We start from the raw sequence: 25,141 nt of genomic DNA, 5'->3' as shown, positions 1-25,141 counted from the left end.
CCGTTTAAAACTTGTACAGCAGCTTATTTGCACATTAAGATAAAACAATCATCACGGATTGATGGTTGACAATAACAACAAGAATGTTGGTCAAATTGGACTAAATGGAGAAAAGCAATGCACTATCAATATCACTGTGCTTGTTGCAATAAAGTATTGGCTTCAAGCGATAAAGAATGTTCCGAATGTGGCTCGCATAATATCCGTAGCCCATATGGCTTTTGGATATTTTGCATACTCAGTTGTTTGGCTGTTGCCATTCTATTTAAGAGTATTCAAGTGTATTTGCAACAGCACGATACTGAAGCGACAACCCAACTCAACATCTTTGAAGTACTCAAGCAGGATGGTAAAAATTAAGCTTTTTTACAACAGCCAAATACAGCCGTATGAACAGGCTGGCAATGTGTGAAATTTAGCCAAGCTAAATCTAAGCACTATTATCCAGTTGCTTTAAAGTCATTCAAAGCGAGAAATTAAAATGATGAAAGCCTGAATGATTTCAGGCTTTTTTATGCGCTAGCATCGCCCTGCTCACTTATCTTCACGAGGAAAATTCTTTAAACTATGGCAATAGCAATGAGGTTCTAGACGATGGTGCAGTTAATTAAAAAAGGCGGTTTACGTGAACGCGCCAATCGTAGCAGATTATACAAGGGCTCTGAAAATACCGAAACCACCCTCAAGCCAAACCGCTATCGTGATCATGCTGAAACCACCGATGTTGCACAAGATCCATCAAATACAGCACCATCCAAAGACCAAGATCAAACCAATCCAGAGCAATAAAATTGGCACATAAAAAAAGCCAAGTTCTAATACTTGGCTTTCGCTTTGCTGACAGCAATATATTCACTGCCCTTATAGATTGAACATTCTAATTGCGTCGAACCACAGCCAAATTGCAAAAATTAAAAATAACGCCCCTGAAACCACATCAATATAACTACCTGACCGTTGGTAGAGTGCTTTAATTTTAGGCAAAGACATAATCATCATAAACAAACTAAACACAATAAAAGTTTGAATCGGAATGATGACAGCTAGCTGTGCTTTTAGGTTACTACTGGCTGATGAACTCAACGCCAGTGAGAACACACTACTAAAATAGATCAGTGTTTTCGGATTGGCTAAATTTGTAAATAAACCTAATAAAAAATAATTTTCAGTTTTCTGCTGACTTAAGGCCTGCCCATCTTCTAAATTGGCTGTTTGATTTAAACTTTTAAGCCCACCACTAAACATCGCCCAACCCATTTTCGCCAAGAAAAATCCACCAACAGCCATTAAAACTTGTTGTATCCATGGAAATTGCTCAACCAGAACCGTAAAGCCCAATAAGGTTAAAACGACCCATACCACAATCCCGACAGATATCCCCGCAATAATTTTTAAGGTATTTGCACGGGTTGTTGATGCAGCACTTTTAGCAATTAATAATACGTCTGGACCTGGACTCAACTGCGCAACAAAATGTAGCGCGCAGATGGTGAATAACAGTGACATGCAAGCTGATTCATTTGAATTAAAACGTGAAGATTATATCGCCTGTTCAATTTTTTTGTTGGCAACACAAGGTTTATTTTTAGGCCGTATCAAAATTTACGCAAAAAAAAGCCGAATACACATTCGGCCTTTCATACTGAGTTAATTATTTTTTATTGACATCTTTCAGTTCAATTTGTTTCGCATCTGGCGTCACTTCACGAGCTTCACCATCAATAACGGATGAATCACGACCTGATTGCTGATTTTGCATATCTTGCATTTGACGCATCATATCTGCAAATGGGTTCTGACCTTGAGCACCGCCCATGCCTCCCATATCGCCCATCATGCCACCCATCATTTTTTCCATCATGGCTTGCTGACGCTTCATCATTGTTTTCATCATGACTGCTTTCATGGCATTTTGTACAGGTGGAATCAAAATAAGTAATGCCATAATATCTGAGATTAGACCCGGTAACAGCAATAAGAAACCAGCCAAAATTTTTGGTAAATTTCCAGTTAAAGCTGGATCATTACTCATTTGACCTGCTTGCATTTGCTGCATTTGAGGCATCAGACCTGATGAATATTTACGGATAATATTCATCCCTATAAAGAAGGCCGCCACGAACCAGAAAAAGACATACCACATGCTGCCGACGAGGTCGCCCACACCGATCCAGACAAACACTTCCAGGATCAAGCCTGCTAAAATCAGAAGAAATAATTTCATGAAAATTAAACAAATCTAAGTAAATTAATTTAAGGTGTTGCGTTCAACTGCTCAATCACTATCAAGCTTTTTTGACACGCTTATGTAACAATATGGGCATATTTTTATTTTTAAAGGGCAAATAGGCAAACATGTCATTAATTATCGGTATTGACCCTGGGTCGCGCTTAACTGGTTACGGCATCATCGAAAAGGATGGTTCTAAACTACGTTTTGTCGATGCTGGCACCATTCGTACCGAAACGACAGAAATGCCTGAACGCTTAAAACGTATTTTTGCTGGTATTGATCGCATCGTAAAGTTTCACGGGCCTACTGAAGCTGCGGTTGAACAAGTATTTATGGCTCAAAACCCTGACTCGGCCTTAAAATTAGGTCAAGCACGTGGCGCTGCCATTGCCGCTTTAACCAATTTAGATTTACAAGTCGCTGAATATACTGCACGTCAAATCAAACAATCTGTGGTCGGCTATGGGGCTGCTGATAAAGAACAAGTCCAAATGATGGTTATGCGCATTCTGAACCTAAGCATCAAACCCCAGCAGGATGCAGCCGATGCTTTGGCTGCCGCAATTTGTCATGCGCATGCGTCTGGTAGTATGAGTAAAATGGCTGTACTGAATGCCTTAGGCGGTATGGCTCGTGGTCGAAGTCGTGTAAGCACTCGACGTCGATAAATAAATCGTCAATTCATATAGCTCAGTAATTCATTCTGTTTTCAAAAGCCCACTCAATCTAGTGATCAAATTTAGCGAATCATTTTAAAACCGCTATAGTCTAATTCATGCATTGGAATTTCTTGCTGATCGATTTTAGTCACGTCTGCTCGTAAAGGCCCCACCAGACTGTGTTTCAGTATTTTATGAATGGCATCTTCAGTTCCAATAATCAGCGCTTCAACTTCGCCCGTCGCTAGATTTTTCACATAGCCATTTAAACCAAGTGCAAGCGCTTGCTGTTCAAACCAACGACGATAACCAACACCCTGAACTTTACCTTGAATTCGCAATTTAACCGCATGCATTTTAGTCTTCAACTCCTGAATGATTGACCACATGATAAACCGCTTGGGCCATATCCTGCGCTTGCAAACCACGCATCCCCGACTGCGCCAATACATCACCTGCTAAAGCATGCAGACTTACGATTTCATGCAGATGAATTTGCTGATGGAATTGTGCTTTTAAACTTGCAATCATCCCTGCAAGCACATCTCCCATACCGCCTGTACCCATTCCTGCATTACCTGCGGTGCAAATCCAAAGTTGATCTTCGAGTATCAAGCTGCCTGCGCCTTTAAGCACCCATTGACCTTGAAATTTTTCTTTTAAATACTGAATTGCTTGTAAACGATCTGCTTCAACTTCAGCAGTAGTAATACCCAGTAATTTCGCAGCTTCACCCGGATGTGGCGTTGCATAGGTTCGTGCATTCAAATTTTTAGGTGCTTCAGCTAGAAACCATAAGGCATCTGCATCCAAAACAATTTCCAAGGTTGACTGCTGAATCAATGGAAACCATGACTGAAACTGCTGTTGTGCCCAATCGTCACGACCAAGCCCCATGCCAAAGCTAATCGCATCGACTTGATCGATCAGTTGCCGAATCGCTTCTGTAGTTAATGCATTGATATCGCGTAGCATAATATTCGGTGCTCGCGCCAAAATAGCGGTGTGATGTCGTGCATCACAAACAACCGTAACCTTACCTGCACCTGCATGGAATGCAGCCTCAGCAGCCATAATCACCGCCCCGCCCATTTCAGCATGGCCACCAACAACCAAAACATGGCCATAACTGCCTTTATGACCAAAAGCTTGACGTGCAGGTAAAGTGATTTTCTGTGGCGACAAATACGCAAGTGGCGCTAGCTCTGCATCAGTCGGTATGCATGCTATCACCGAAACTTCACCTGCATATTCCTTCGCTTGACCTGTAAATAGCCCTGCTTTTAGACCCAATGCCGTAAAGGTATAATCGGCTTGAAATGCAATGGGTAAAGGCTGCCCTGTATTGGCATGTAAACCGCTTGGAATATCAATCGCAATTTTGAGTCCCATGCATGCATTCAATCGTTGAATAATGGCTTGCCATTCGCTAGAAAGTTCACGATTGAGTCCTATACCAAATAATGCGTCGATATAGACGTCATAATCTCGCTGAAAATCAAAATGTGTATAGATCTTAAGCTTGTGATCTATCGCTTCCTGTACTGCAGAATGTAAGTCCTTCGATGCCCCTGTTTCAGCGGCATAGATATCAACTTGAAAGCCTGCTTGCTGTAGGTATTGCGCTGTAAGATATCCATCACCTGCGTTGTTGCCCTGCCCACAACATACTGCAATATTATTTAAATTTTGCTGCTTTAACATTGGAATGAGTTGCTGAGCAATCGACCATGCGACCTGCTGCATCAGACCATAACTGCTATTGTGCTGAGCAAACCAACGCTGCTCCCAAGCTTGAATACTTTGGCTAAGATAAACAGGGCTATGGTAAACTTGCAGACGCATTGTTTTTCCTTGTTATGATTATGGCCGCTTCAACTCCTGCACAAAAAATTCCTGTCGATCAATATGATCCAGAAACCCTAAAAGCATGGATTAAAGCACAAGCCTTAAATTTAGGTTTTTCTGATTGTGTCATCGCAAAGCCAGATGCTCAAGAGGAACTCCCTCGTTTTAAAGAATATTTAGAACGTGGTTATCACGGCGATATGAAATTCCTAGAGGAAAACCTTGAAAAACGTGCCAATCCAGCACTTTTAGTCCCCGGCACCCGCAGTATCATTTGTGTCCGCATGGATTATTTGGTCGAAACCCCAAAACCACGTTATGTTCCTGATGAGCCAAACTCAGCCATCATTGCACGCTATGCACGAGGTCGTGACTACCACAAAGTCATGCGTGGTCGTTTAAAAACCTTGTCGAATATCATCCGTGAAAAAATCGGAGATTTTGAATCTAGACCCTTTGCCGACTCTGCACCAGTGTTTGAAAAATCCTTAGCTGAAAATGCAGGCATGGGCTGGACAGGCAAACACACCTTACTGATCCATAAAAAATCAGGCTCATTTTTTGTATTAGGTGAGCTGTTTACATCACTCGATTTGCCTTTTGATTCGCCGGCAACCAAACATTGTGGTTCATGCACAGCCTGTATTGATATCTGTCCAACTCAGGCCATCGTTGAGCCCTATATGTTAGATGCACGTAAATGCATTGCCTACTTAACCATCGAATACAAAGGCATCATTCCTGAAGAATTACGCCGTGGCATTGGTAACCGTGTGTTTGGCTGTGATGACTGTCAACTTATCTGTCCATGGAATAGCTTTGCGCATAAAACTCAAATTGAGGACTTTTATCCACGTCATGGCCTCGACCAAGTGAGTTTATTAGATCTTTGGCAATGGGATGAAGCCACTTTTTTAAGCTGTACTGAAGGCAGTCCTATCCGACGAACAGGCTATCAAAGCTTTATGCGAAATATCGCGATAGGCTTAGGCAATGCACCATACAGTTCAAATATTGTTCAATCATTAAAAAATTCTCGCGAAAAACATGACGCGATTGTGCAAGTTCATATTGATTGGGCAATTGCAGAACAAAACTCAAAAATGCTTTAAAGACTTTTATTCTCTATTTTCCAGATCCTTACTAAGTTTTCATTTAAGCTAAAACTTAGTGACGTAATCCAAGAAAATTAATTTTTTAGCTCAAAATAAACATTGCAGCGATTGTGCTGTCATTTAGCATAACTTTGTAAGTATCTTAAATATCAAAAGTTCTTTGAAAAAGTCATTTCAATGTATTTTAGCTAAATTTCAATGTTACAAAATAGTCTTGGAAGTCTGCAAATTTTACGTATGATGATCTGCATTAGGCAGAAAATATGGATCATTTATGAGCTACCGAAATGACTGGACACATCCAGAAATACAAGAGTTGTATCAACAACCATTGATGGATTTATTATTCCATGCACAGACCATTCACCGTGAATATTTCCAAGCCAATCATATTCAAGTCAGCACCTTACTTTCGATTAAAACCGGTAAGTGCCCTGAAGACTGTAAATATTGCTCACAGTCCGCACATTATGACTCTGGATTAGAGGCTGAAAAACGTCTGGCTGTGGAAAAAGTCATCAATGAAGCGAAAGCTGCACTTGCCTCAGGTTCTTCGCGTTTTTGTATGGGCGCTGCATGGCGCAATCCACATGAACGGGACATGCCCTATGTGTTAGAAATTGTGCGTGAAGTCAAAGCGCTTGGACTTGAAACCTGTATGACCCTTGGCATGCTGAATCAATCTCAAGCAGAGCGCCTACACGAGGCAGGCTTAGATTATTACAACCATAACCTCGATACTTCGCGTGAGTATTATCCCAATGTCATTAGCACGCGTAGCTATGATGACCGTTTAACGACGCTAGACTATGTCCGCCAATCTGGAATGAAAATCTGTAGCGGCGGAATTGTGGGCTTAGGTGAAAGCCGTGATGACCGTATCGCCTTTTTGATGGAGTTGGCAACGCTGCCGATTCATCCTGAATCCGTGCCGATTAATCTCCTTGTCCCTATTCAAGGTACCCCACTTGCAGAGGTTGAGAAACTTGATGTGATCGAATGGATTCGCACCATTGCAGTCGCACGGATCATTATGCCAAAAAGCTATATTCGACTCTCTGCAGGTCGTGAATCCCTGAGTGATTCAGAACAAGCTTTGGCATTTATGGCAGGTGCAAATTCACTTTTTTCTGGTGAAAAACTACTGACCACGCCAAATGCAGGCAAAGGCAAAGATCAGCTTTTATTTAGCAAACTCGGTTTAATCGCGGAACAGCCCAAACCAACTGCTGCACAGCTTTCAACTGATGCCATGCAAATGGCTTAAAACCCAAGCCCCGAACATCGGGGCTTAGGTTTATTGAATGATCAGTGGTAGGTTTCAATGTGCAATGCAAGAGATGGTGCGAATAAATGAATGGTTGAATCACCATGAGTAGGGAAAATATATCGTTTACTTAGCGAAGTTATGTGCTGTTATTAAAATTCCATAGCCTGCATTTAAATAATCCCCTTCACGGATGATGTCTTGACCATTAGCATGTTGAACCACCAATTGCTGCTGAATCGCATCATAATGAAAAGATTCAAAGCAATCCTGATGTTGTAATAACCATGCAATGGTATCTGCCATATTGGCATCGACGGTATAACGCTCGGCTTGAAAATTTTTACTCATATCTGCATGAAAACTGTGAATGTGATTCTATTTTAATGATTTCAATATTGACCGGCATTAAAAAAGTGAGCTTTCGCTCACTTTTTTTTCGGCTTAGACTCTGCATTACTTTGTCACACCGCACTTACGACATTCCTTGTGCGAACCGATTTCTTCCATTTGCTCGTATTCGTAAATATGCATGCAAAATAGTTTTCTGAATAATTGAAGCATGTTGTTAAAACTCCCATTTATTTATTAATGTGCTTCTGAATATTTCGTCCTGAAATATTATGAACATGCCTAAACACGCCATAGCTAATTTATTATCATATTTTTCCAATGAGTCAAATATCTTTACTTTAAAATGACACAATTTCGGATAATCGGTTATTTTTAAGCCTTCCTTATATTCACCTGAGTTCTAAGGTTTTTTATTAATATCAGCATCACAGATATAGATTATTTTTCAGCAAATTTTGCACAAAAAAACTCCCCCTTAGGAGAGTTTTTTCAAATAGATGATCACATGAGTAACGTTATTCACAAGCCCAGATTTAAACGTTCTGACTGGCAAACTTCGCACGTGCAGCATGCAATTTTTTATAGCTATCAATCAGACGTAAATGACGATCCAAACCTTCCAATTGCATATTGGTTTCAGTTAAACCGTAGAAGCGAAGACTGCCATCCATTGAACCAATCACTGCATCCATACGTTCGTCACCAAACATACGACGGAAATTATGTTCATAGTCATTGAGATCTAAGTCATCGTCCAATTCAACTTCTAAAACTACATTCATACATTGATAGAACAAACCACGTTCGACCGTATTGGTGTTGTACTGAAGGAAGGTTTCGACCAACTCTTTTGCTTCTTCAAACTCTTGTAGCGCAATATAGATCAGTAGTTTGAGCTCAAGAACCGTTAATTGGCCCCATACGGTATTGTCATCAAACTCAATCCCGATGAGCGTCACAATATCCGTGTAATCATCCACCTCAAGCTCTTCTAAGCGCTCAACCAATGACACTAACTCGTCTTCATCTAAACGATGAATGTTTAAAATATCTTCACGGAAGTCCAAAGCTTTGTTGGTATTATCCCAAACCAAGTCTTCAACCAAATACACTTCAGAATAACCCGGAACTAAAATACGACATGCCGTAGCACCAAGATGCTGGTAGACCGCCATATACACTTCTTTGCCCATGTCTTCTAGAATCGCAAACATCGCTGCAGCTTCTTCCGCATTGGCATTTTCACCTTCAGATGTGAAATCCCACTCTACAAAATCATAGTCTGATTGTGCGCTAAAGAATTTCCAAGATACCAAACCACTTGAGTCAATAAAGTGTTCTACAAAGTTATTTGGCTCAGTGACTGCATTCGAGCTAAACGTTGGTTTTGGTAGATCGTTTAGACCTTCAAAGCTTCGGCCTTGTAGAAGCTCGGTTAAGCTACGCTCTAAAGCCACTTCGAGTTTAGGGTGCGCACCAAAAGATGCAAAAACCCCACCAGTACGTGGGTTCATTAAGGTTACACACATCACAGGGTACTGACCACCAAGTGAAGCATCTTTTACCAATACAGGAAAACCTTGTTCTTCTAAGCCTTTAATACCTGCAACAATACTTGGATATTTGGCTAAAACCTCTTCAGGGACATCTGGTAATGCCAATTCACCTTCTAAAATCTCACGTTTTACTGCACGTTCAAAGATTTCAGATAAGCATTGAACCTGCGCTTCTGCCAAGGTATTCCCTGCACTCATCCCGTTTGACAAGTATAAATTTTCAATCAAGTTTGATGGGAAATACACTGTTTCACCGTCGGACTGACGGACAAATGGAAGAGAGCAAATACCGCGTGCTATATTTCCTGAATTGGTGTCATATAGATGTGTACCTAATAACTCATTTTCTGGGTTATAAATTTCACGTGTGTAGTCATCCAAAATTTCGACAGGTAACTCGCCTTCTGGGCCGGGTTGGAACCATTTTTCATCTGGGTAATGCACAAAGTCAGCATTGGCAATCTCTTCACCCCAGAACTGGTCGTTATAGAAGAAGTTGCAATTGAGACGTTCAATAAATTCACCCAAAGCCGAAGCTAATGCGCTTTCTTTGGTTGAGCCTTTACCATTGGTAAAACACATTGGCGATTGTGCATCACGAATATGTAGAGACCAAACATTCGGCACGATGTTACGCCATGATGCAATTTCAATCTTCATGCCTAAACCAGCCAAAATACCTGACATATTGGCAATGGTTTCTTCTAATGGCAGATCTTTACCCGGAATAAACGTGGTACTGTCTGACGCTAAATTTGGCATAAGTAAAGCTTGTGCATCTGCATCAATGCTTTCTACTTCTTCAATCACAAACTCAGGACCAGTTTGAATCACTTTTTTAACCGTGCAGCGGTCAATTGAACGCAAAATACCTTGACGGTCCTTTTCAGAAATATCCGCAGGTAGTTCAACTTGAATTTTGAAAATTTGCTTATAGCGGTTTTCAGGATCAACAATATTATTTTGTGATAGGCGGATATTCTCTGTCGGAATGTCTCGCGCCGCACAATACACTTTTACAAAATACGCTGCACATAATGCTGACGACGCCAAAAAGTAGTCGAATGGTCCGGGAGCAGAGCCATCGCCTTTATAGCGAATAGGTTGGTCGGCAATTACCGTGAAGTCATCAAATTTGGCTTCTTGTCGAAGGTTATCGAGATAATTAACCTTAATTTCCATGTGGGCACCTAAATATTCTTATGTGTCAGTGCAACACATAAAAATGAAAACATAAGCCGAATAACTGTAGGACATTGACTTAAAAATGTGAGGCCAGTACCAATCTAAGCGCTGTTGGGCACGGTACTGACAAGAATGGGCATTATTATAAGGTTATTTTGACTGTTTGATAACTTTTGTCGTGATTTACATCACGATAGGATTCGACACTTTGTGCATTTTGGTCGAATCCAAGCTCAACTGCTGCAACTACAGCCAATTTGTTGTGTTAGTGTGCAGCCGTGAAGAAAAAGGCTTGTCTTTTAAAAAAATCTTCGCTAGTATGCTTTGCGTCTGAACTTGTTGATAAATAACACATTCAGAATATAGGGCCTATAGCTCAGTTGGTTAGAGCAGCGGACTCATAATCCGTTGGTCCACAGTTCAAGTCTGTGTGGGCCCACCAGTTTTTTGTAATCATATGCACAGTTTTGTAATGATTTGATATATAAACCCATGAATTATAATGATTCATGGGTTTTTTATTTCTGCTTTTTGCACAACTATGTTTGGCTATGCACAGCTTTATTTGGCCCTCTTGTGTATCCAATCTTGTATCCGATACTCTTTCTGCATTACTCGGATACAAGAGATTTTGCTATGAAAAGAGCGGATTTAGATAACATCAAACAAATCAAAGATACCCATCTTCTCAATCTTGAACCTGAGGATAAGGAATATCGTATTTCATGTGATGCTGGGCTTTATTTTCGTGTATCACCAAAAGGGAAAAAAACTTGGCAAGTCCGTTTCAAGGATGAGGTTGGGAAGTGGAAGTGGCATAGTATTGGAAGTTATCCGCAGTTATCGCTTGTAGCAGCTAAACTTGAAGCTTCAACTATTTTTCTCAAGTTACAGCAAAATGAAAAAGTATTAACAAAAAAAGAAATTGAATTGCAAAAGATTGAGGAACAACAACTTAATTTAAAAAGCTTGATGTATGACTGGCTTGATACTAAGAAAACAACTTGGGCTGCAATAACAATAAAGAAAGAAACTCAATCAATTGAAAAACGTATCTTATCTGTTTTTGGTGAATTGGATTTCACCAAAATTTCACCTCAACAATGGCTGACATTTTTTCAGGATATGCTTAGAAGTGAAAGTATTTACAATCGTGTAGAGAAACTAGTTTCACATTGTCGCAATGCCTATGATCTTGCAAAGTTTCATGGACAAATAGAGTCGAACCCTTTGGATGGAATTTTAAAGTATCTTGATAAAGGCAGTAAAGGGAATATGAAGCATGTCAGTCTTCAGGAATTACCCGAGTTGGTGCAGTCTATTCGAGGCTATAAGAATGCCCGTACCGCGATTGCTTTGGAGTTACTCGTTATTCTATTCCCACGACCCCAAGAATTACGCTATGCGAAATGGCAAGATTTTGATTTTGAGAAAAAAATATGGATAAAGCCTGCCGTAACTATGAAATGTGGTATTAGCCATGTAGTACCATTACCACGGCAAGCAATTCAATTGTTATTAGAGTTGAAAAATATTAGATCAGTATCTGACTTCTTATTTCCAAGTAGAGATAGCCTTGCACAGCCAATGAGTGAAGCAACTTTAAATAATGCTTTAAAAAATCTTGGTTATCGAGGCCGTCAAAGTCCACATGGATTTAGACATATTGCAAGTACTGCCTTAAATAATCAATTCAGTGATAAAGAACAGGTTATTGAAGCTTGTTTAGCGCATAAAAAACAGGGTGTAAAAGCTGTTTATGACAAAGCTACACATTTAGAAGAACGAATTGAAATTATGCAATGGTGGGCCGACTATCTCAGTAATGTTACTGATAACATTAAAGCCGTAGCATAATTTTTTAATAAGACAAGGCTCGTCCCTAAGGGATCGAGCCTAATGCATTTGTTAACGCTCTTTGTTGAGCAGATGATTACGCCTGTTCTGGCGGTTCAATTTTTTCATGCCGACTGAGGCCATATTCCATTTCATATTTCTACTGCTAGGCAATAGTTTTATGCTTGTCTAATTTGGAAGAACAAGCCACGATTTTTTCATGCTGGTGTAGCATTATCCCGATTTATGTCTCAGGCAAACCCGTATAAGTTTATTTTCATCAGTGACCAAACTTCAGAATACTTACACTGTACCAATCTCGGCCTAGTCAGAGAGACCAATCTCCGACTGAGAAACACGACCAGTGTTCCATTAACCTTTCTTTTCTACATATTGTCCAACATGCTCACGCATGTGCCGACTCAAGTTTTCGCAATGAGCATCCCGACTGAAAAAATCGAAATGTTTTAGGATTCGCTTTAAGCTAGCTATCTCATTTAATACAAATCTTACTATGAAGATTGGTATCACAATTTCCGCAAGTAAATACTTGCTTTATATGCGCTACTCACCATCGCTCCCACACTGAAAAAATACAACAGACTTTTAACCAATTTAAGCCTTTTTATTCAGTGCTTCCCAAGTTATTTCAAAGTGTCTTAATGTGCAGACCGCTTATCCTCTCGCCTGTATACATGCTTCCTGTTTCCCCCGACCGTAGTTCCTTAAAAAATATCGGGATATGATGTATACATAACTTTGTAAAGGGTAAAACTCTTACACTCCAATCAGCATCTATCGATTAATGCCGTTACACGTTTAAGCTATCCAACGACCCATTCAGCTTGCGCAGAATGGTGCCAGCTTTTCCAGCGTTAGCCTCAAAGCCCTAGTACCTTACGGCACTCTCAGCAGCCATCGTGATTGGAAATGAGCATACTTTTCCAAGTAAAAAACTTGTTCGATCAAGCATACACATTCAGCTATTAACGGAGACTATCGTACATCCTGTACTGCTCCTGACTGTATCACTTTGAACAGGATTTCAATGATCTGCTAATGAATTAGCTTCACATCTAATTTGGCTATTTCTAACCAAATGACCATTTCACGAATAAATTCGCTTATAGGCTTCCGTTTCCTTGTCGCCCAACCACTTTTATTTGCTTGGAACTCTTAAAAGTGAATTGGATAGAAGAAGAGTATTTCAACTCTTCAGCCCCCATTGCAGCGTACCGAGCGAGATTTCTCCAGCAGTCCGCTACATCGACAATATGAAGATGGTTAGTCTTATACTCAGGGCAATATGTATCAAAGTTTTTGAATGGTGGTCAGCCATTCAAACAACTTCAAAAAAGAAAGTTGGAATGGATGGTCAATCCACAATTCGATTGATATGCAGTCATATTATCAGAGTGAATTTAATATATCAATATTATTGATATATTATTTAAACAAGTATAAGATTTGCTGATCAAGGTTCGTAATGCGCACTAGGAACTACTTTATTGTCACCTTACAAAGTGAGGTGACAGTGCTAGCGCAATTTGATTAATGCTGATTGCTGACGCGCTCAGCAAAATGGGAAATGTAGAGAAAATTATTGTTGATGAACAATTCAAAAATGGATGAAGAAATTTGGATTTAAGTGGATTGTTGATTGACATGAAAAGTGCATAGTTGGATGACATAAAATGATTGATTACAGCCCCCACACAAAATACACCGCACAAAAAATTCAAGATAAGGTCACAAGAGGATCATATTTTTACTGCAAATTTATAGTGCAAACTGAGTTAGGTAAAATTGATATTGAAAAAATTATTCATAAATTAACCGAACGATACGCATTAAATTTAACCAGTCGGCAAAGAACCTATCGATTAAAACAAGGATTACCTGTTGCTGATCTCATTGTTCAAGACATTCTTTATAAAGATGAGTGGTTATTTATCTTGTTGATCAAAACCCCTAATAGCCATCGTCACAGCAAAGAAACCATAGGCAAAGTGACTTCAACAACTAGTTCAGCATATACATCAAAAGATAAAATTGCTGAACTTGAACCTGTCATCTGGGACAAAATTACAGTCGGGCAAGAATTAACTTTTATCCGTCATTACTATAAAGACAATGAACAATTTAATTTCATATTGAATAAACCCTATTTAAGCTTGGATTTTGGAAAATATGAGGCTGAATTAGTACGGTTAAGCCATAAAAAGTATGCTGAACATCAAACTAAGTTTTACCGTAAAAGTAATAAGAATTTCTCATGGACGTGGAGATTTAAGAAAACTGAAATAGAAAAACTAAAAAGAGAATTAACCCAAATTCTCAATCGAGTGATTTCACAGAAAGATCAGACCAAAGCGCTCAATGATCTTCTTGCATGGCAGAATTATTTTAAAATTTATGCTGTATTCAGAGGCAATCGACAACAGGCGGGACGTTTATATACCTTCGGGAAACTATTCTTTTTCAGTCGGAAAAGACAACGATGGGATCAAGCACAAATGCCTGTGATGGACTTAACAATCATCGCGCGTTATGAAACCTATGCGGATTCTTATACTGAGTATTGTATGCGTAGATATTTTTATGAATCCTTTGAAACAGAGCTTCCACGTGAAATTTCAAAAACTGAAGATTGGACATTAATTAATGCGTATATTGATGCTGAATATGGCCAACTTTAACAAACTGTCTTGTTATTTATTTTGCTTATAATTTAAGTTTTAAATATTAGTAAATATGATATATGGCTTAATTTAAGATACGACATATAAGTCCATTGATCATTTTAAAACCCAAATAAAACCTTATATATCAATATTATTGATATGCATTTAGTGCGACAAATTTTGTCTTTCTATATCCAATTTTGCTGAAAAAACTTTAATTTTCGGTACACTAGTCATGTTTTATTCATTTCATCGGACATGCATAACAATGACCCAAGTACAACTGCAACAATTACAAAAACAACTTTGGAATATTGCCAATACTTTGCGTGGCACCATGGGGGCAGATGAATTCCGTGATTACATTCTGGGTTTTATTTTCTTTAAATATTTATCAGAAAAGTCGGTGAACTTTGCCAATGAGTTGCTAGATGGCGAAGACCTCAGCTTTTTAGAATTAGATGAAAATAATCCTGAGCATGTGCCGTACATCGAAGAAATTAAAAAGAATGCCATTGCCGAAGTCGGTTATGCGCTCACACCAAAACAACTATTCCATACCTTAGCCGAGCGTGGTCGTCAGGGCGAATTCATTTTGGATGATTTAACTGCAACCTTAAAATCTATCGAACAAAGCACTTTAGGCACCGACTCTGCCGATGACTTTGCCAACCTGTTTGAAGATTTAGATCTAAACTCGACCAAGCTCGGCAATAATGCCAGCGACCGTAATGCACTGGTGGCGAAAGTCCTGAGTCATTTAGATGATATTGATTTTGATATTTCCAATACCGAAGCCGATGTACTGGGTGATGCCTATGAATACCTGATTGGTGAGTTTGCCTCAGGCGCGGGCAAAAAAGCGGGGGAATTCTATACCCCGCAAACAGTATCGACTTTACTGGCGAAGATTGTTACCCAAGGCAAGGAGCGTTTACGTTCAGTCTATGACCCGACTTGTGGTTCTGGTTCGTTATTGCTCCGTGTAAAGCGTGAAGTGCAAGATGTGGATATGATTTACGGTCAGGAAATGAATCGTACCACCTACAACTTGGCGCGCATGAACATGATTCTGCATGATGTGCATTTTGCCAAGTTCGACATCAAGCAGGAAAATACTTTAACCCGTCCGCAGCATTTAGATAAAAAGTTTGATGCGGTGGTGGCGAATCCGCCATTTTCTGCAAAATGGTCTGCCGATCCGTTATTTTTACAAGATGAGCGTTTTGCTGCGTATGGAAAACTGGCGCCAAGTTCCAAAGCCGATTTGGCTTTTGTGCAGCACATGCTGTATCAACTGGATGACAATGGCACGATGGCGGTGGTGTTACCGCATGGCGTATTGTTCCGTGGTTCGAGTGAGGGCGTGATTCGTCAGTATTTGATTGAGCAGATGAACGTGGTGGATGCCATTATTGGTTTACCTGCCAATATTTTCTATGGCACGTCTATTCCGACCTGTATTTTGGTGTTGAAGAAAAACCGTGAGCATAGCGGCAATATTCTGTTTATTGATGCCAGCAATGAGTTTGAAAAGCAGAAGAATCAAAACAAGTTATTGCCTGAGCATTTGGATAAGATTGTTGCGGCATTTGAAAAGCGTGAAAATATTGAAAAGTACGCGCATGTGGCGACCTTGCAAGAAGTCAAAGACAACGATTACAACCTGAACATTCCACGTTATGTAGATACCTTTGAAGCGGAAGCCGAGATTGATTTAGATGCGATTGCAAAACAGCTTCAAGCTTTGGAAGTTGAGAGCCAAAAGACTGATGCCATTATTGCAGATTTCTGCAAAGAGCTAGGTATTGTTTCACCGTTTGCGGAGGTGAAGTAATGGCTGCGCCAAAATTAAGGTTTAAAGAGTTTGATGGGACTTGGAAAGAATCTAGACTTAAAGATTTAGCTGTAAAAATTACAGATGGTACTCATGATACACCTGTCGTACAAAAGGAAGGGATACCTTTTTTAACTGCGATTAATGTAAAAGATGGACTTATTAATTATGATGACATAGGTTATGTAGATGAGATAACTCACAAAAAAATATATGAGCGTTGTAACCCTGAAAAAGATGATTTGTTAATAGTAAATATCGGTGCAGGTACAGCAACTTGTGCTAGAAATATAGTTGATTACCAATTTAGTTTAAAAAATGTTGCTCTAGTCAAACCAAATAGAAATTTGTTAAATCCCATTTTTTTAGAGCAGATACAACGAAAAAATTCTTCTAAATTATTTGCTTCTTTGACTTCTGGTGGAGCACAGCCTTTTTTATCTCTAAAAGAAATTGGAAAGCTTTTGATTAAGTATCCATCTTTAGAAGAACAAACCAAAATCGCCTCTTTTCTTTCCGCAGTCGATGAAAAGATTAGCCAACTCACGCAAAAACATGAACTGCTTAGCCAATATAAACAAGGCATGATGCAAAAGCTGTTTAGTCAACAGATTCGTTTTAAAGCGGATGATGGTAGTGAGTTTGGGGAGTGGGAGGAAGTTAAGTTTTCAGACATATTTAACTTTCATCAAACAAACTCATATTCAAGAGCTTTATTAGCTGAATATGGCGAAATTATGAATATTCATTACGGCGATATTCATACCAAATTTTCAATGCTTTTTGATGTAAATAAAGAGTCTGTACCATTCTTAAATGACGAAGTTGACACAAGTAAAATTGCTAAAGAGCAGTTTTTAAAAGTTGGCGATTTAGTGATTGCAGATGCTTCAGAAGATTACAAAGATATTGGTAAGTCAATTGAGGTTATTAGCTTAAATAATCAGAAAGTTGTTGCTGGCTTACATACTTACATTGCACGTCCAGTTAAGCCCTTTGCTTTGGGTTTCTGTGGCTATATGATGCAGACTTTTCCAGTACGAGAACAAATTAAGAAACTAGCGACAGGCATATCTGTATTAGGTATTTCTAAAAGCAATTTAGGGAAAGTTGAATTAAGTATTCCTTGCCTAGAAGAACAAACCAAAATTGCTAAATTCTTATCGAGCATCGACCAAAAAATTGAAGTCGTGGCACAGCAAATAGAACTAGCTAAACAATGGAAAAAAGGCTTGTTGCAGCAGATGTTTGTGTGAATTTTAAGCTTTAGAGTTTTTAAATTTTTTTGTATGGGTGTGGAATGTTGGATTGGCAAAAGTGGAAATATGAAAATAGAGACAAGATTAAGCATATTGTTGGGTATGAAGAAAAATTTGTAGATGAAATCTTAAGTCAAATTCCAGAAATCTCCCCCGATGATGTTATCGCTCAGTATCCGTTTAAAGATAATAAATCAGGTAATCGGTATATTGATTTCATGATCGTTAATAAAAGCAAAGGCTATCAATTGCCAATTGAGTTGGACGGCTACGCAAAAATCAATAATAAGGGGTATGAAAAGTTTAATGACTTTCTCGAGCGTCAGAATGATTTAATTCAACAATTTGGAATTGTCTTACGCTATACCAATAAAAAAGCATTTCAACAACAGCAACAAGTGATCCTTGAGATTCGTAAAGCATTACAAGCTCAAGTGAGCCATCAAATTACTGAAAAATCTAAACAAAAACAGATTCAAGTTCTGATCGCTGAATATGAAGCTAAAATAGCCGATTATGAAAAACAGCAAACTACAAATAATTCACTAAATCATTCAGATGTTTCAAATGAGCTAAGCAATGTCAGAAAAGGTATAGATGCATTTAAACAAAATCATTTACAAGAACTACAAAATGTACAAAAAGAACTTTCAGAGATGAAAGGAAGGCAAACACAAGAGCTTGGCTCAGTTAAAAATGAAATCAAAAAACAGATTTATATCGGAGTAGGTCTTGTTGCCTCTATTGCGCTAGGTGCAGTGGTATATATAAAATCAACCTCACAATCTGCTGAAAATATACCCATAACACAGCAAGTTTCATCTAGTTATCTTTCATCAGATGTTCAGGCAGATCAAAATTCAACTTTAAGTTTGAATCATATTCAATCTATTCAATCTATTCAAGCTAGTATGTATATTGGTCAAAATCGAATAGTATGCGGTAAGGTAGCCCAATTAAAAGAGTTCTCAAAAGGGGTGTATTTGAACTTTGATCAACCTTATCCCAAAGCGACTTTTACTGTTGTGATTTGGAGCAATAATTCGCATATCAGCCAACAACTTCAAAACGTAGAAAATAATACACTCTGTGTGAAAGGGATGATCGAGGAGTACAAAGGCAAGCCTCAGATGATTCTAGGCTCATTGGATCAAATCGTGTAAAGAGATATTTAATGATTGATTTCATACTTTTTTTGGCTGGCTTAGTTGCTATCGGGATTGTTTTAAGTATTTGTAATTTCTTTTCAGAAACCTATCAGGAGATGAAAGCAAAAGAGCGATATGATCTTGAACAAAAGAAAAAACAAGATGAGTTTGCGCTAGAAGCACAGAGGAAGCAGGTTGAACAAGAATTAGAGTTTAGAAAGCAAGCGGGTCTTGATCCTATATACCAAGAACAGACTCGCAAGAATAAACAATATAAGGCTGTAATTGTTGGCTTGATTGCTTTGATAATTTTTATTGGTGGCTATATTTTATTTTCAAACAATGAATCTGTAGTTGCTAGAGAAGATCACATACTTCTTAACGCAGAAGAAATAGCAGATGCCTCACGACAATTGCCAGTGGACAGTCAACAAAATCAACACTTGCCAGAAAGATTTATACCATCGAATGTGCATGAGCAACAAATAGAAACTGATACAGCATCAACTACTAAACCAATTGATCAACCTAAAATTGAAGAGCCAAGACAGGTTGTTTTAAATCCATTTGAAGGCAATATAGACGATACAAATTTATCGACATCTGGTCAGATTTCAGTATATGAAGCAGATGCACATATTGGAGAAAGTACGACTGTGTGTGGTGAAGTGAGTCAAATTTCACAAACATCAAAAGCAACGTATATAAATTTTGGAGGTATATATCCAAAACATAAATTCAGTGCAGTGATTTGGTCAAACAACATCATGCCGACATCAGAGGGTAGCAATATTTGTATCACTGGCTTAATCGAAAGCTATAAAGGTGTTCCTCAAATTGTGATTCGCTCTGTTGAAAATCAGATTTCAAGCTATTAAATACTTAAGGTGTTCCCTATGCTAAAAAAAATATTAATTACTTCTTTGTTGTCTATGGCGAGCTTAAATGCTTTTTCGCAGGAAATTAAAATTGAGGCAATTAAAGCTCCATTCCATGTTGGTAAAACCGTGATGGCATGTGGGCAGTTAGCTGAGATTAAGCATTTAGAAAATCGGCATTATTTAAACCTTGATCGAATGTATCCGAATCAAACGTTGACGCTTTTAGTTTGGGACAATAACTACAAATGGTTTGAAGAGCGCTTCGGTCGTATTGATGGCATGGTAGGTAAGCGTTTCTGTGCTCGAGGAACAATTGAAGAATATAAAAACAATTTGCAAATGAAGGTGAATAATCCTCAGTTTTTGAGATTAATGCACTGATTCTTTAAAGTTTTCTATGTGGTATTCCTCTTATCAAGTCTTTAAATGAGATTAATGAAAAATATGCGTTGCACAGATTTTGTTTAAATAGAGTCTAGAGTTTGATAAATAGCTAAAACTATGCTTAGTTATTGTATTGGTTAAGTTGTTGTTAAATATTGATTTAAAGTGATGGTGAAATGACAGTACAAAGCGAATATCAACTTGAAAATGAACTGATTAGCCAGCTCAAGCAATTGGGATATGCTGCGGTGACCATCAAGGACGAAAGCCAACTACTGTCTAACCTGAAAACCCAGATTGAACATGCCAATGGACTAGCGCCTCTGTCAGAAACGGAATGGAAACAGGTCATCAGTTTTTTGAACACGGGCACAGTATTTGAACGGGCCAAGAATCTGCGTGATCTGTTTCCAGTCAAATTTGATGACGGCAGCAGCAAACACATCTTTTTTCTCTCGGATGACCCAAGCAAGAACATCTATCAGGTCACCAATCAAATCACCATCGACCACCGCGACTATAATGGCAGAACCAGCCGTTTTGATGTGACCTTACTGGTCAATGGTTTGCCTTTGGTACAGATCGAGCTGAAAAAACGCGGCATGGAAATTGCCGAAGCCTTTAATCAAACCCAACGCTATATTCGTGAAGCTTATTGGGCTGGGCAAGGGCTATTTGGCTTTATCCAGTTGTTTGTGATTAGTAATGGTGCCAATACTCGTTATTACTCCAACGGCACCACAGGCATCGAGTTTGCCTTTCCATGGGCAGATGTCCATAACAAACACATCAATGAAATTGTCGACTTTGCCGAAGTTTTTTTCAATCAGCATCATCTGACCCAAATGCTGACCCAGTACATGGTGCTGCTGGAAACCACCAAAAGCCTGATGGTGCTGCGTCCCTATCAGATTTATGCAGTACAGAAAATTGTGCAGCATGTGCAAAACTCCAATCAGAACGGCTATATCTGGCATACTACAGGTTCAGGCAAAACCCTGACTTCTTTTAAAGCCAGTCAGATCATCATGCAAATGCCCAATGTAGAAAAGGTCCTGTTTGTGGTCGATCGTAACGACCTCGACACGCAAACCTCACGCGAATTTAATGCTTTTAAAGCCGATAGCGTCGACAGCACCGATAACACATCGACCTTGGTGAAACAGCTGGATCAACGTCATGACAAACTGATTGTGACCACCATCCAAAAACTCAATCGGGCCATCAGCACCGAGCGTTATTTAGAATCGATTGATTATCTTAAAAATAAAAAAGTGGTCTTTATTTTTGATGAATGTCATCGCAGTCAATTTGGTGAGACCCATCAGAACATCAAAAAATTCTTCAGCAATGCACAAATGTTTGGTTTTACCGGTACGCCTATTTTTGAAAAGAACAGCCAAAGCAAAGCAGGTTTAAAACTCACTACAGACTACCTGTTTAATGAGTGTTTGCATAAATACGTGATTGTCGATGCCATCCGTGACCGTAATGTCTTGCAGTTCCAGATTGATTATCGTGGCAAATACACCGCCAAAGGAATGGCGACCAATGAAAGTTATGAGGAAGATGTAGAAGGCATCGATACCAAAGAACTGTATGACAATCCGCAACGCCTTGAAATGATTGCCCGCTACATTGTCAATATTCACGATACCAAAACTCGTAATCGCGAATTTACCGCAATGTTCTGTGTCAGTTCGGTCGAAACACTGACCCAATATTACGACCTCTTTGAAAAGGTGCAGGCTGAAAAGCAAATTGAAGATGAAGCACAAGGTCGGATATTTAAACCGTTGACCATTGCCACCATCTTTTCCTATGCGGCAAATGAGGCTGTACCGACTGATGACTTAACTGGCTTGATTCACGAAGAAGCCGCAGATATTCCAACTCAGGTCAACTCATCCAGTCGGGATAAGCTAGATCGATACATTGCCAATTACAACCGACAGTTTAAAACCAACTACAATTCTGGTGATCAATTTTATGCGTACTACCGCGACATTGCACAGCGCGTAAAAAACAGACAGATTGATATTCTAATCGTGGTCAATATGTTCCTCACGGGCTTTGACTCTAAGCCGCTAAATACCTTGTATGTCGATAAAAATCTAAAATATCATGGCTTGATTCAAGCATTCTCACGCACCAACCGTGTCTACAACGATAAAAAACCATTTGGCAATATCATCTGTTTCCGCAACCTAAAACGTGCAACGGATGAAGCGCTGGCACTATTTTCTAATAAAGAAACGACCAAGATCGTCCTTGTTCCAAGCTATGCGGAAATCGAACAGGATTACCAAGCAGCGGTGAGCAAACTGTTTGCCTTAACGCCCAATTACCAATCAGTCGATGATCTTGTTACTGAAGAACAGCAACTGGAATTTATTAAAGCTTTCCGTGAAGTGATGCGCTACAACGCGCAATTACAAACTTTTATTGAGTACGATCAAGACCAAACACAACTGGATAAGCAGCACTTTGCGAATTTCGCCTCTAAGTATGCTGACCTATGTCGTGCCGTTAGAAAGACCACCAAGAAAGAAAAAGTATCGGTGCTGGATGATGTCGATTTTCAACTGGATTTACTGCACAGTGACCGCATTAATGTGGGTTATATCATCAACCTGCTACAGCTTGTTGTTGATACGGACTCAGAGGACAAACGTCAGAAGTACCAAGCGCAAATTTATGACTTAATCAGTAGCGATATTAGCTTGCACGATAAGCAAGACCTCATTCAAAAATTCATTGAAGAAAACATGCCGAAGATGATCAACGGCCAAAGCGTCCAAACGGCTTTTGCTCAGTTCTGGGATGCTGAAAAAGAACAGGCCTATCAGCATCTTTGTAAAGAAGAAAACCTGAAACCAGAAGCGATGAAGCAGGTTCTGGAGCATTATGAGTTCACCAAACGCCTACCACGTAAGGAAGAGCTAAAAGACTTGCCTAACTATAAAGTGAAGCTGTTTGAGCGGGAGAACGTGTTTAGCAATTTGCTGGTCAAGACACGCCAGTTGATTGAGAAGTTTTATACTGGTTTGTAAATCAGTAATGAAGAATTTTAATTTGAGATAATTAAATGGAAAGAGTTACACAAGAAGACAAAGAGGAAGCAGCTATATTTCTGAAAAAATATAATGAAATTAATAATAAAATTAATAAAACTAAATTTATAAGTAATAATCTAAGATTTAAAGCATACCTTAGTGTTGAGGAAAAAGATTTTCAAGTTAAGACAATTTATATATTGTTGGAGGATAAGTCTTTTAGAAAAATATTGGAATGTGAATTAAAGCTAAGTGATTTAATTCTTTTTTCTGAAAAATATTATTTCTCAATAAAATATAAGGAAAAACTGGATAGTGGTTTAGTATATAGTGGAACTGAATTAAAAAAATGGCTCAATAAGCTTGAGTCAGCAAAAAATAAAATGATAAATTTATTAAATACATCACCATTGTCGAAAACCAAGACAACAGTTTTTTATTTAAGTTCAAGCTATGTTAATAAGATTGTGAATTATTTGAGAAAAGAAAAAATAATTGCTGTTATAGATATGGAAATGATAGATGTAAGATTTCATGAACTAAAAGAATATGCAAAAAAATATGATAATAAAGATATTGAAGATTTTTTGGAGTATATGAAAAATAATAATTATATTTCTCCTTTAAGTGGTATGGAAGATGATATAAAAATACCAGAATATAAGTTTTTAAGAAAATATAATGATATTTTACTAAGTGAAAAAATATATAATAAATTAATTGATTATGTTGAATGTGTGGATAGTGATCTGCTTGATTTTTTTTACAAAAAAATAGAAACAGAAATACTAAATATTAAATCTCCACGAGTCGATAATACATCGCACAGAACATTCTTTATTAAAGACATATGGGATATTGACGGAAAGGCAGATATTTTACCAATTGAAAGACCCTACAATATAAATATAATTTCTAAATTAATTCAAATTCTTTACACCGACTTAGATGTACTAAATGATGATGCCGCAAAGGCTAAAGTTAAAGAAATATTAAAAATAAAATAATATATTTCAATTTCTTAGGTTTTTTTTATAAAAATAGTAAAAAAACATAAGGGTTTATAATTTCAAGAAAAATCATGATGGCTCTTGCATTGTTAATGGAGCTCACAAATGCTTTTGAAGATTAAAGATGTTTGTCGTATTTTAAAAATTAGTAGAAATACGTTGTATAACTTGCAGCAAAAAGATTCTTCATTCCCAAAGCCGATAAAATTTGGCGATAAAAAGCAAGCTCGAATTTTTTATCGTGAAAATGAAGTTAAAAGTTGGGTTTTGAATTTAAGTCCTTCGGATTATGAATTGGAGAATAATAATGAATGTAAGTAAAAAAATTAAACTTTTACAAATGAAAGATGTGAAAAATGAAAATACTCAATGGTTATGGGAAAATTGGCTACCATTAGGTAAATTAACTTTACTTGCGGGCCCTGCTGGTGTTGGTAAAACAACATTATTAATGGATATTGCTGCAACAATTTCTAATGGTGGAACATTACCATTTCAATCTATTTATTCTAATATGTGTAGTGTTGTTATCTACTCAACAGAAGATGATATTGAAACAACACTTAATCCAAGGCTGACAGCGTGTGGTGCGAATACTTCTAATATATATTATATTACTGGAACTCTTAAAAAGGAGGATAAGGTAGAATATTTTGATCCAACTCAGGATTTTAAATTAATAGAAAATTGTTTAATTGAAGACGGCTTTGTTGCACAAAGATTTGAAATGCAAAGCGCCCCTAATTGATCCAAATTTAAGGCGTAACTTGGGTAAGTGGGCGACCTAATTCCGTAAATCTGTTAAGGACTGCTACACGTGCATGGATCT

22 protein-coding genes and 1 tRNA gene are annotated in these 25,141 nt (G+C 38.3%); 17 read left to right on the top strand and 6 right to left on the bottom strand.

Annotation, left to right across the window (positions count from 1 at the left end; all coding sequences use genetic code 11):
• Nucleotides 1-117 precede the first annotated feature (117 nt).
• Both FTU22_RS09350 and FTU22_RS09345 read left to right on the top strand, forming a co-directional pair.
• The gene (locus tag FTU22_RS09350; protein WP_180094142.1) at nucleotides 118-360 is read left to right on the top strand and encodes a hypothetical protein; all 243 of its coding nucleotides are present in this window, start codon (nucleotides 118-120) and stop codon (nucleotides 358-360) included.
• 234 nt (nucleotides 361-594) lie between these two features.
• On the top strand, nucleotides 595-789 hold the full coding sequence (locus FTU22_RS09345; protein WP_078192892.1) for a hypothetical protein: 195 nt from the start codon (nucleotides 595-597) through the stop codon (nucleotides 787-789).
• 72 nt (nucleotides 790-861) lie between these two features.
• Here the strand turns inward: FTU22_RS09345 and FTU22_RS09340 are convergent, their stop codons facing one another.
• Together FTU22_RS09340 and FTU22_RS09335 are read right to left on the bottom strand one after the other, a co-directional pair.
• On the bottom strand, nucleotides 862-1,506 hold the full coding sequence (locus FTU22_RS09340; RefSeq protein ID WP_180094140.1) for a LysE family transporter: 645 nt from the start codon (nucleotides 1,504-1,506) through the stop codon (nucleotides 862-864).
• Nucleotides 1,507-1,651: 145 nt separating this feature from the next.
• The gene (locus FTU22_RS09335; RefSeq protein ID WP_078192890.1) at nucleotides 1,652-2,224 is read right to left on the bottom strand and encodes an FxsA family protein; all 573 of its coding nucleotides are present in this window, start codon (nucleotides 2,222-2,224) and stop codon (nucleotides 1,652-1,654) included.
• Nucleotides 2,225-2,355: 131 nt separating this feature from the next.
• Here FTU22_RS09335 and ruvC point away from each other — a divergent pair, with 131 nt between their 5' ends.
• Nucleotides 2,356-2,901 carry a crossover junction endodeoxyribonuclease RuvC gene (gene ruvC / locus FTU22_RS09330; protein WP_078189034.1) on the top strand — a complete coding sequence of 182 codons (546 nt, stop codon included), beginning with the start codon at nucleotides 2,356-2,358 and terminating at the stop codon, nucleotides 2,899-2,901.
• Nucleotides 2,902-2,972: 71 nt separating this feature from the next.
• Here the strand turns inward: ruvC and FTU22_RS09325 are convergent, their stop codons facing one another.
• Nucleotides 2,973-3,248, bottom strand: coding sequence for an acylphosphatase (locus tag FTU22_RS09325; protein WP_168379658.1), 276 nt, complete (start codon nucleotides 3,246-3,248; stop codon nucleotides 2,973-2,975).
• A gap of 1 nt (nucleotide 3,249) precedes the next feature.
• Nucleotides 3,250-4,737: an NAD(P)H-hydrate dehydratase gene (locus FTU22_RS09320; protein ID WP_180094138.1), complete on the bottom strand. Its 1,488-nt coding sequence runs from the start codon at nucleotides 4,735-4,737 to the stop codon at nucleotides 3,250-3,252.
• 20 nt (nucleotides 4,738-4,757) lie between these two features.
• Here FTU22_RS09320 and queG point away from each other — a divergent pair, with 20 nt between their 5' ends.
• Together queG and bioB are read left to right on the top strand one after the other, a co-directional pair.
• Nucleotides 4,758-5,852 carry a tRNA epoxyqueuosine(34) reductase QueG gene (gene queG, locus FTU22_RS09315; protein WP_078193286.1) on the top strand — a complete coding sequence of 365 codons (1,095 nt, stop codon included), beginning with the start codon at nucleotides 4,758-4,760 and terminating at the stop codon, nucleotides 5,850-5,852.
• 277 nt (nucleotides 5,853-6,129) lie between these two features.
• Entirely contained in the window at nucleotides 6,130-7,122 is a 993-nt protein-coding gene (bioB, locus tag FTU22_RS09310; protein WP_180094136.1) for a biotin synthase BioB, read from the top strand.
• Nucleotides 7,123-7,248: 126 nt separating this feature from the next.
• Here bioB and FTU22_RS09305 read toward each other — a convergent pair whose 3' ends face one another.
• Both FTU22_RS09305 and FTU22_RS09300 read right to left on the bottom strand, forming a co-directional pair.
• Nucleotides 7,249-7,473: a hypothetical protein gene (locus FTU22_RS09305; RefSeq protein WP_180094134.1), complete on the bottom strand. Its 225-nt coding sequence runs from the start codon at nucleotides 7,471-7,473 to the stop codon at nucleotides 7,249-7,251.
• A gap of 536 nt (nucleotides 7,474-8,009) precedes the next feature.
• Complete coding sequence (locus FTU22_RS09300) at nucleotides 8,010-10,214, bottom strand: OsmC domain/YcaO domain-containing protein (RefSeq protein ID WP_180094132.1); 2,205 nt, start codon at nucleotides 10,212-10,214, stop codon at nucleotides 8,010-8,012.
• 368 nt (nucleotides 10,215-10,582) lie between these two features.
• Between FTU22_RS09300 and FTU22_RS09295 the strand changes: the two genes are divergently transcribed.
• The 12 genes from FTU22_RS09295 to FTU22_RS09240 all read left to right on the top strand — a co-directional run bounded on the left by FTU22_RS09295 (nucleotide 10,583) and on the right by FTU22_RS09240 (nucleotide 25,060).
• Nucleotides 10,583-10,659, top strand: a tRNA-Ile gene (locus tag FTU22_RS09295).
• A gap of 194 nt (nucleotides 10,660-10,853) precedes the next feature.
• Nucleotides 10,854-12,074 carry a tyrosine-type recombinase/integrase gene (locus FTU22_RS09290; protein WP_180094130.1) on the top strand — a complete coding sequence of 407 codons (1,221 nt, stop codon included), beginning with the start codon at nucleotides 10,854-10,856 and terminating at the stop codon, nucleotides 12,072-12,074.
• Between the two features lie 1,673 nt (nucleotides 12,075-13,747).
• Nucleotides 13,748-14,752 (top strand): hypothetical protein, encoded by a 1,005-nt coding sequence (locus FTU22_RS09285; protein ID WP_180094128.1) that lies wholly within the window; start codon nucleotides 13,748-13,750, stop codon nucleotides 14,750-14,752.
• Between the two features lie 253 nt (nucleotides 14,753-15,005).
• Nucleotides 15,006-16,574, top strand: coding sequence for a type I restriction-modification system subunit M (locus FTU22_RS09280; RefSeq protein ID WP_180094125.1), 1,569 nt, complete (start codon nucleotides 15,006-15,008; stop codon nucleotides 16,572-16,574).
• Complete coding sequence (locus FTU22_RS09275; protein WP_180094122.1) at nucleotides 16,574-17,830, top strand: restriction endonuclease subunit S; 1,257 nt, start codon at nucleotides 16,574-16,576, stop codon at nucleotides 17,828-17,830. The genes FTU22_RS09280 and FTU22_RS09275 overlap by 1 nt, the downstream gene beginning before the upstream one ends.
• A 44-nt stretch (nucleotides 17,831-17,874) precedes the next feature.
• Entirely contained in the window at nucleotides 17,875-18,996 is a 1,122-nt protein-coding gene (locus FTU22_RS09270) for a hypothetical protein (RefSeq protein WP_180094120.1), read from the top strand.
• Between the two features lie 11 nt (nucleotides 18,997-19,007).
• The gene (locus tag FTU22_RS09265; protein ID WP_180094118.1) at nucleotides 19,008-19,859 is read left to right on the top strand and encodes a hypothetical protein; all 852 of its coding nucleotides are present in this window, start codon (nucleotides 19,008-19,010) and stop codon (nucleotides 19,857-19,859) included.
• A gap of 18 nt (nucleotides 19,860-19,877) precedes the next feature.
• Nucleotides 19,878-20,243, top strand: coding sequence for a hypothetical protein (locus tag FTU22_RS09260; RefSeq protein WP_104498412.1), 366 nt, complete (start codon nucleotides 19,878-19,880; stop codon nucleotides 20,241-20,243).
• Nucleotides 20,244-20,422: 179 nt separating this feature from the next.
• Nucleotides 20,423-23,299, top strand: coding sequence for a type I restriction endonuclease subunit R (locus FTU22_RS09255; protein WP_180094116.1), 2,877 nt, complete (start codon nucleotides 20,423-20,425; stop codon nucleotides 23,297-23,299).
• Nucleotides 23,300-23,334: 35 nt separating this feature from the next.
• Nucleotides 23,335-24,309: a hypothetical protein gene (locus FTU22_RS09250; RefSeq protein ID WP_180094114.1), complete on the top strand. Its 975-nt coding sequence runs from the start codon at nucleotides 23,335-23,337 to the stop codon at nucleotides 24,307-24,309.
• Between the two features lie 108 nt (nucleotides 24,310-24,417).
• Complete coding sequence (locus tag FTU22_RS09245) at nucleotides 24,418-24,633, top strand: AlpA family transcriptional regulator (RefSeq protein ID WP_168407858.1); 216 nt, start codon at nucleotides 24,418-24,420, stop codon at nucleotides 24,631-24,633.
• Nucleotides 24,620-25,060, top strand: coding sequence for an AAA family ATPase (locus FTU22_RS09240; protein WP_180094112.1), 441 nt, complete (start codon nucleotides 24,620-24,622; stop codon nucleotides 25,058-25,060). The genes FTU22_RS09245 and FTU22_RS09240 overlap by 14 nt, the downstream gene beginning before the upstream one ends.
• Nucleotides 25,061-25,141 lie beyond the last annotated feature (81 nt).

This window comes from Acinetobacter sp. YH12076 (genome assembly GCF_013419525.1).
GTDB classification, from domain to species: domain Bacteria; phylum Pseudomonadota; class Gammaproteobacteria; order Pseudomonadales; family Moraxellaceae; genus Acinetobacter; species Acinetobacter amyesii.
Note: the sequence above shows the minus strand (reverse complement) of the source record. Positions and strands in the feature narration are given on the sequence as shown.

Excerpts from the sequence above, each read along its gene's own strand:
- FTU22_RS09290 (WP_180094130.1), top strand. The coding sequence starts at position 10,854 with ATGAAAAGAGCGGATTTAGATAACATCAAACAAATCAAAGATACCCAT.
- FTU22_RS09350 (WP_180094142.1), top strand. The coding sequence starts at position 118 with ATGCACTATCAATATCACTGTGCTTGTTGCAATAAAGTATTGGCTTCA.
- FTU22_RS09345 (WP_078192892.1), top strand. The coding sequence starts at position 595 with ATGGTGCAGTTAATTAAAAAAGGCGGTTTACGTGAACGCGCCAATCGT.
- bioB (WP_180094136.1), top strand. The coding sequence starts at position 6,130 with ATGAGCTACCGAAATGACTGGACACATCCAGAAATACAAGAGTTGTAT.
- FTU22_RS09320 (WP_180094138.1), bottom strand. The coding sequence starts at position 4,737 with ATGCGTCTGCAAGTTTACCATAGCCCTGTTTATCTTAGCCAAAGTATT.
- FTU22_RS09255 (WP_180094116.1), top strand. The coding sequence starts at position 20,423 with ATGACAGTACAAAGCGAATATCAACTTGAAAATGAACTGATTAGCCAG.
- FTU22_RS09335 (WP_078192890.1), bottom strand. The coding sequence starts at position 2,224 with ATGAAATTATTTCTTCTGATTTTAGCAGGCTTGATCCTGGAAGTGTTT.
- FTU22_RS09340 (WP_180094140.1), bottom strand. The coding sequence starts at position 1,506 with ATGTCACTGTTATTCACCATCTGCGCGCTACATTTTGTTGCGCAGTTG.
- queG (WP_078193286.1), top strand. The coding sequence starts at position 4,758 with ATGGCCGCTTCAACTCCTGCACAAAAAATTCCTGTCGATCAATATGAT.
- FTU22_RS09260 (WP_104498412.1), top strand. The coding sequence starts at position 19,878 with ATGCTAAAAAAAATATTAATTACTTCTTTGTTGTCTATGGCGAGCTTA.
- ruvC (WP_078189034.1), top strand. The coding sequence starts at position 2,356 with ATGTCATTAATTATCGGTATTGACCCTGGGTCGCGCTTAACTGGTTAC.
- FTU22_RS09265 (WP_180094118.1), top strand. The coding sequence starts at position 19,008 with ATGATTGATTTCATACTTTTTTTGGCTGGCTTAGTTGCTATCGGGATT.
- FTU22_RS09285 (WP_180094128.1), top strand. The coding sequence starts at position 13,748 with ATGATTGATTACAGCCCCCACACAAAATACACCGCACAAAAAATTCAA.
- FTU22_RS09300 (WP_180094132.1), bottom strand. The coding sequence starts at position 10,214 with ATGGAAATTAAGGTTAATTATCTCGATAACCTTCGACAAGAAGCCAAA.
- FTU22_RS09305 (WP_180094134.1), bottom strand. The coding sequence starts at position 7,473 with ATGAGTAAAAATTTTCAAGCCGAGCGTTATACCGTCGATGCCAATATG.
- FTU22_RS09245 (WP_168407858.1), top strand. The coding sequence starts at position 24,418 with ATGCTTTTGAAGATTAAAGATGTTTGTCGTATTTTAAAAATTAGTAGA.
- FTU22_RS09275 (WP_180094122.1), top strand. The coding sequence starts at position 16,574 with ATGGCTGCGCCAAAATTAAGGTTTAAAGAGTTTGATGGGACTTGGAAA.
- FTU22_RS09280 (WP_180094125.1), top strand. The coding sequence starts at position 15,006 with ATGACCCAAGTACAACTGCAACAATTACAAAAACAACTTTGGAATATT.
- FTU22_RS09250 (WP_180094114.1), top strand. The coding sequence starts at position 23,335 with ATGGAAAGAGTTACACAAGAAGACAAAGAGGAAGCAGCTATATTTCTG.
- FTU22_RS09325 (WP_168379658.1), bottom strand. The coding sequence starts at position 3,248 with ATGCATGCGGTTAAATTGCGAATTCAAGGTAAAGTTCAGGGTGTTGGT.
- FTU22_RS09270 (WP_180094120.1), top strand. The coding sequence starts at position 17,875 with ATGTTGGATTGGCAAAAGTGGAAATATGAAAATAGAGACAAGATTAAG.
- FTU22_RS09240 (WP_180094112.1), top strand. The coding sequence starts at position 24,620 with ATGAATGTAAGTAAAAAAATTAAACTTTTACAAATGAAAGATGTGAAA.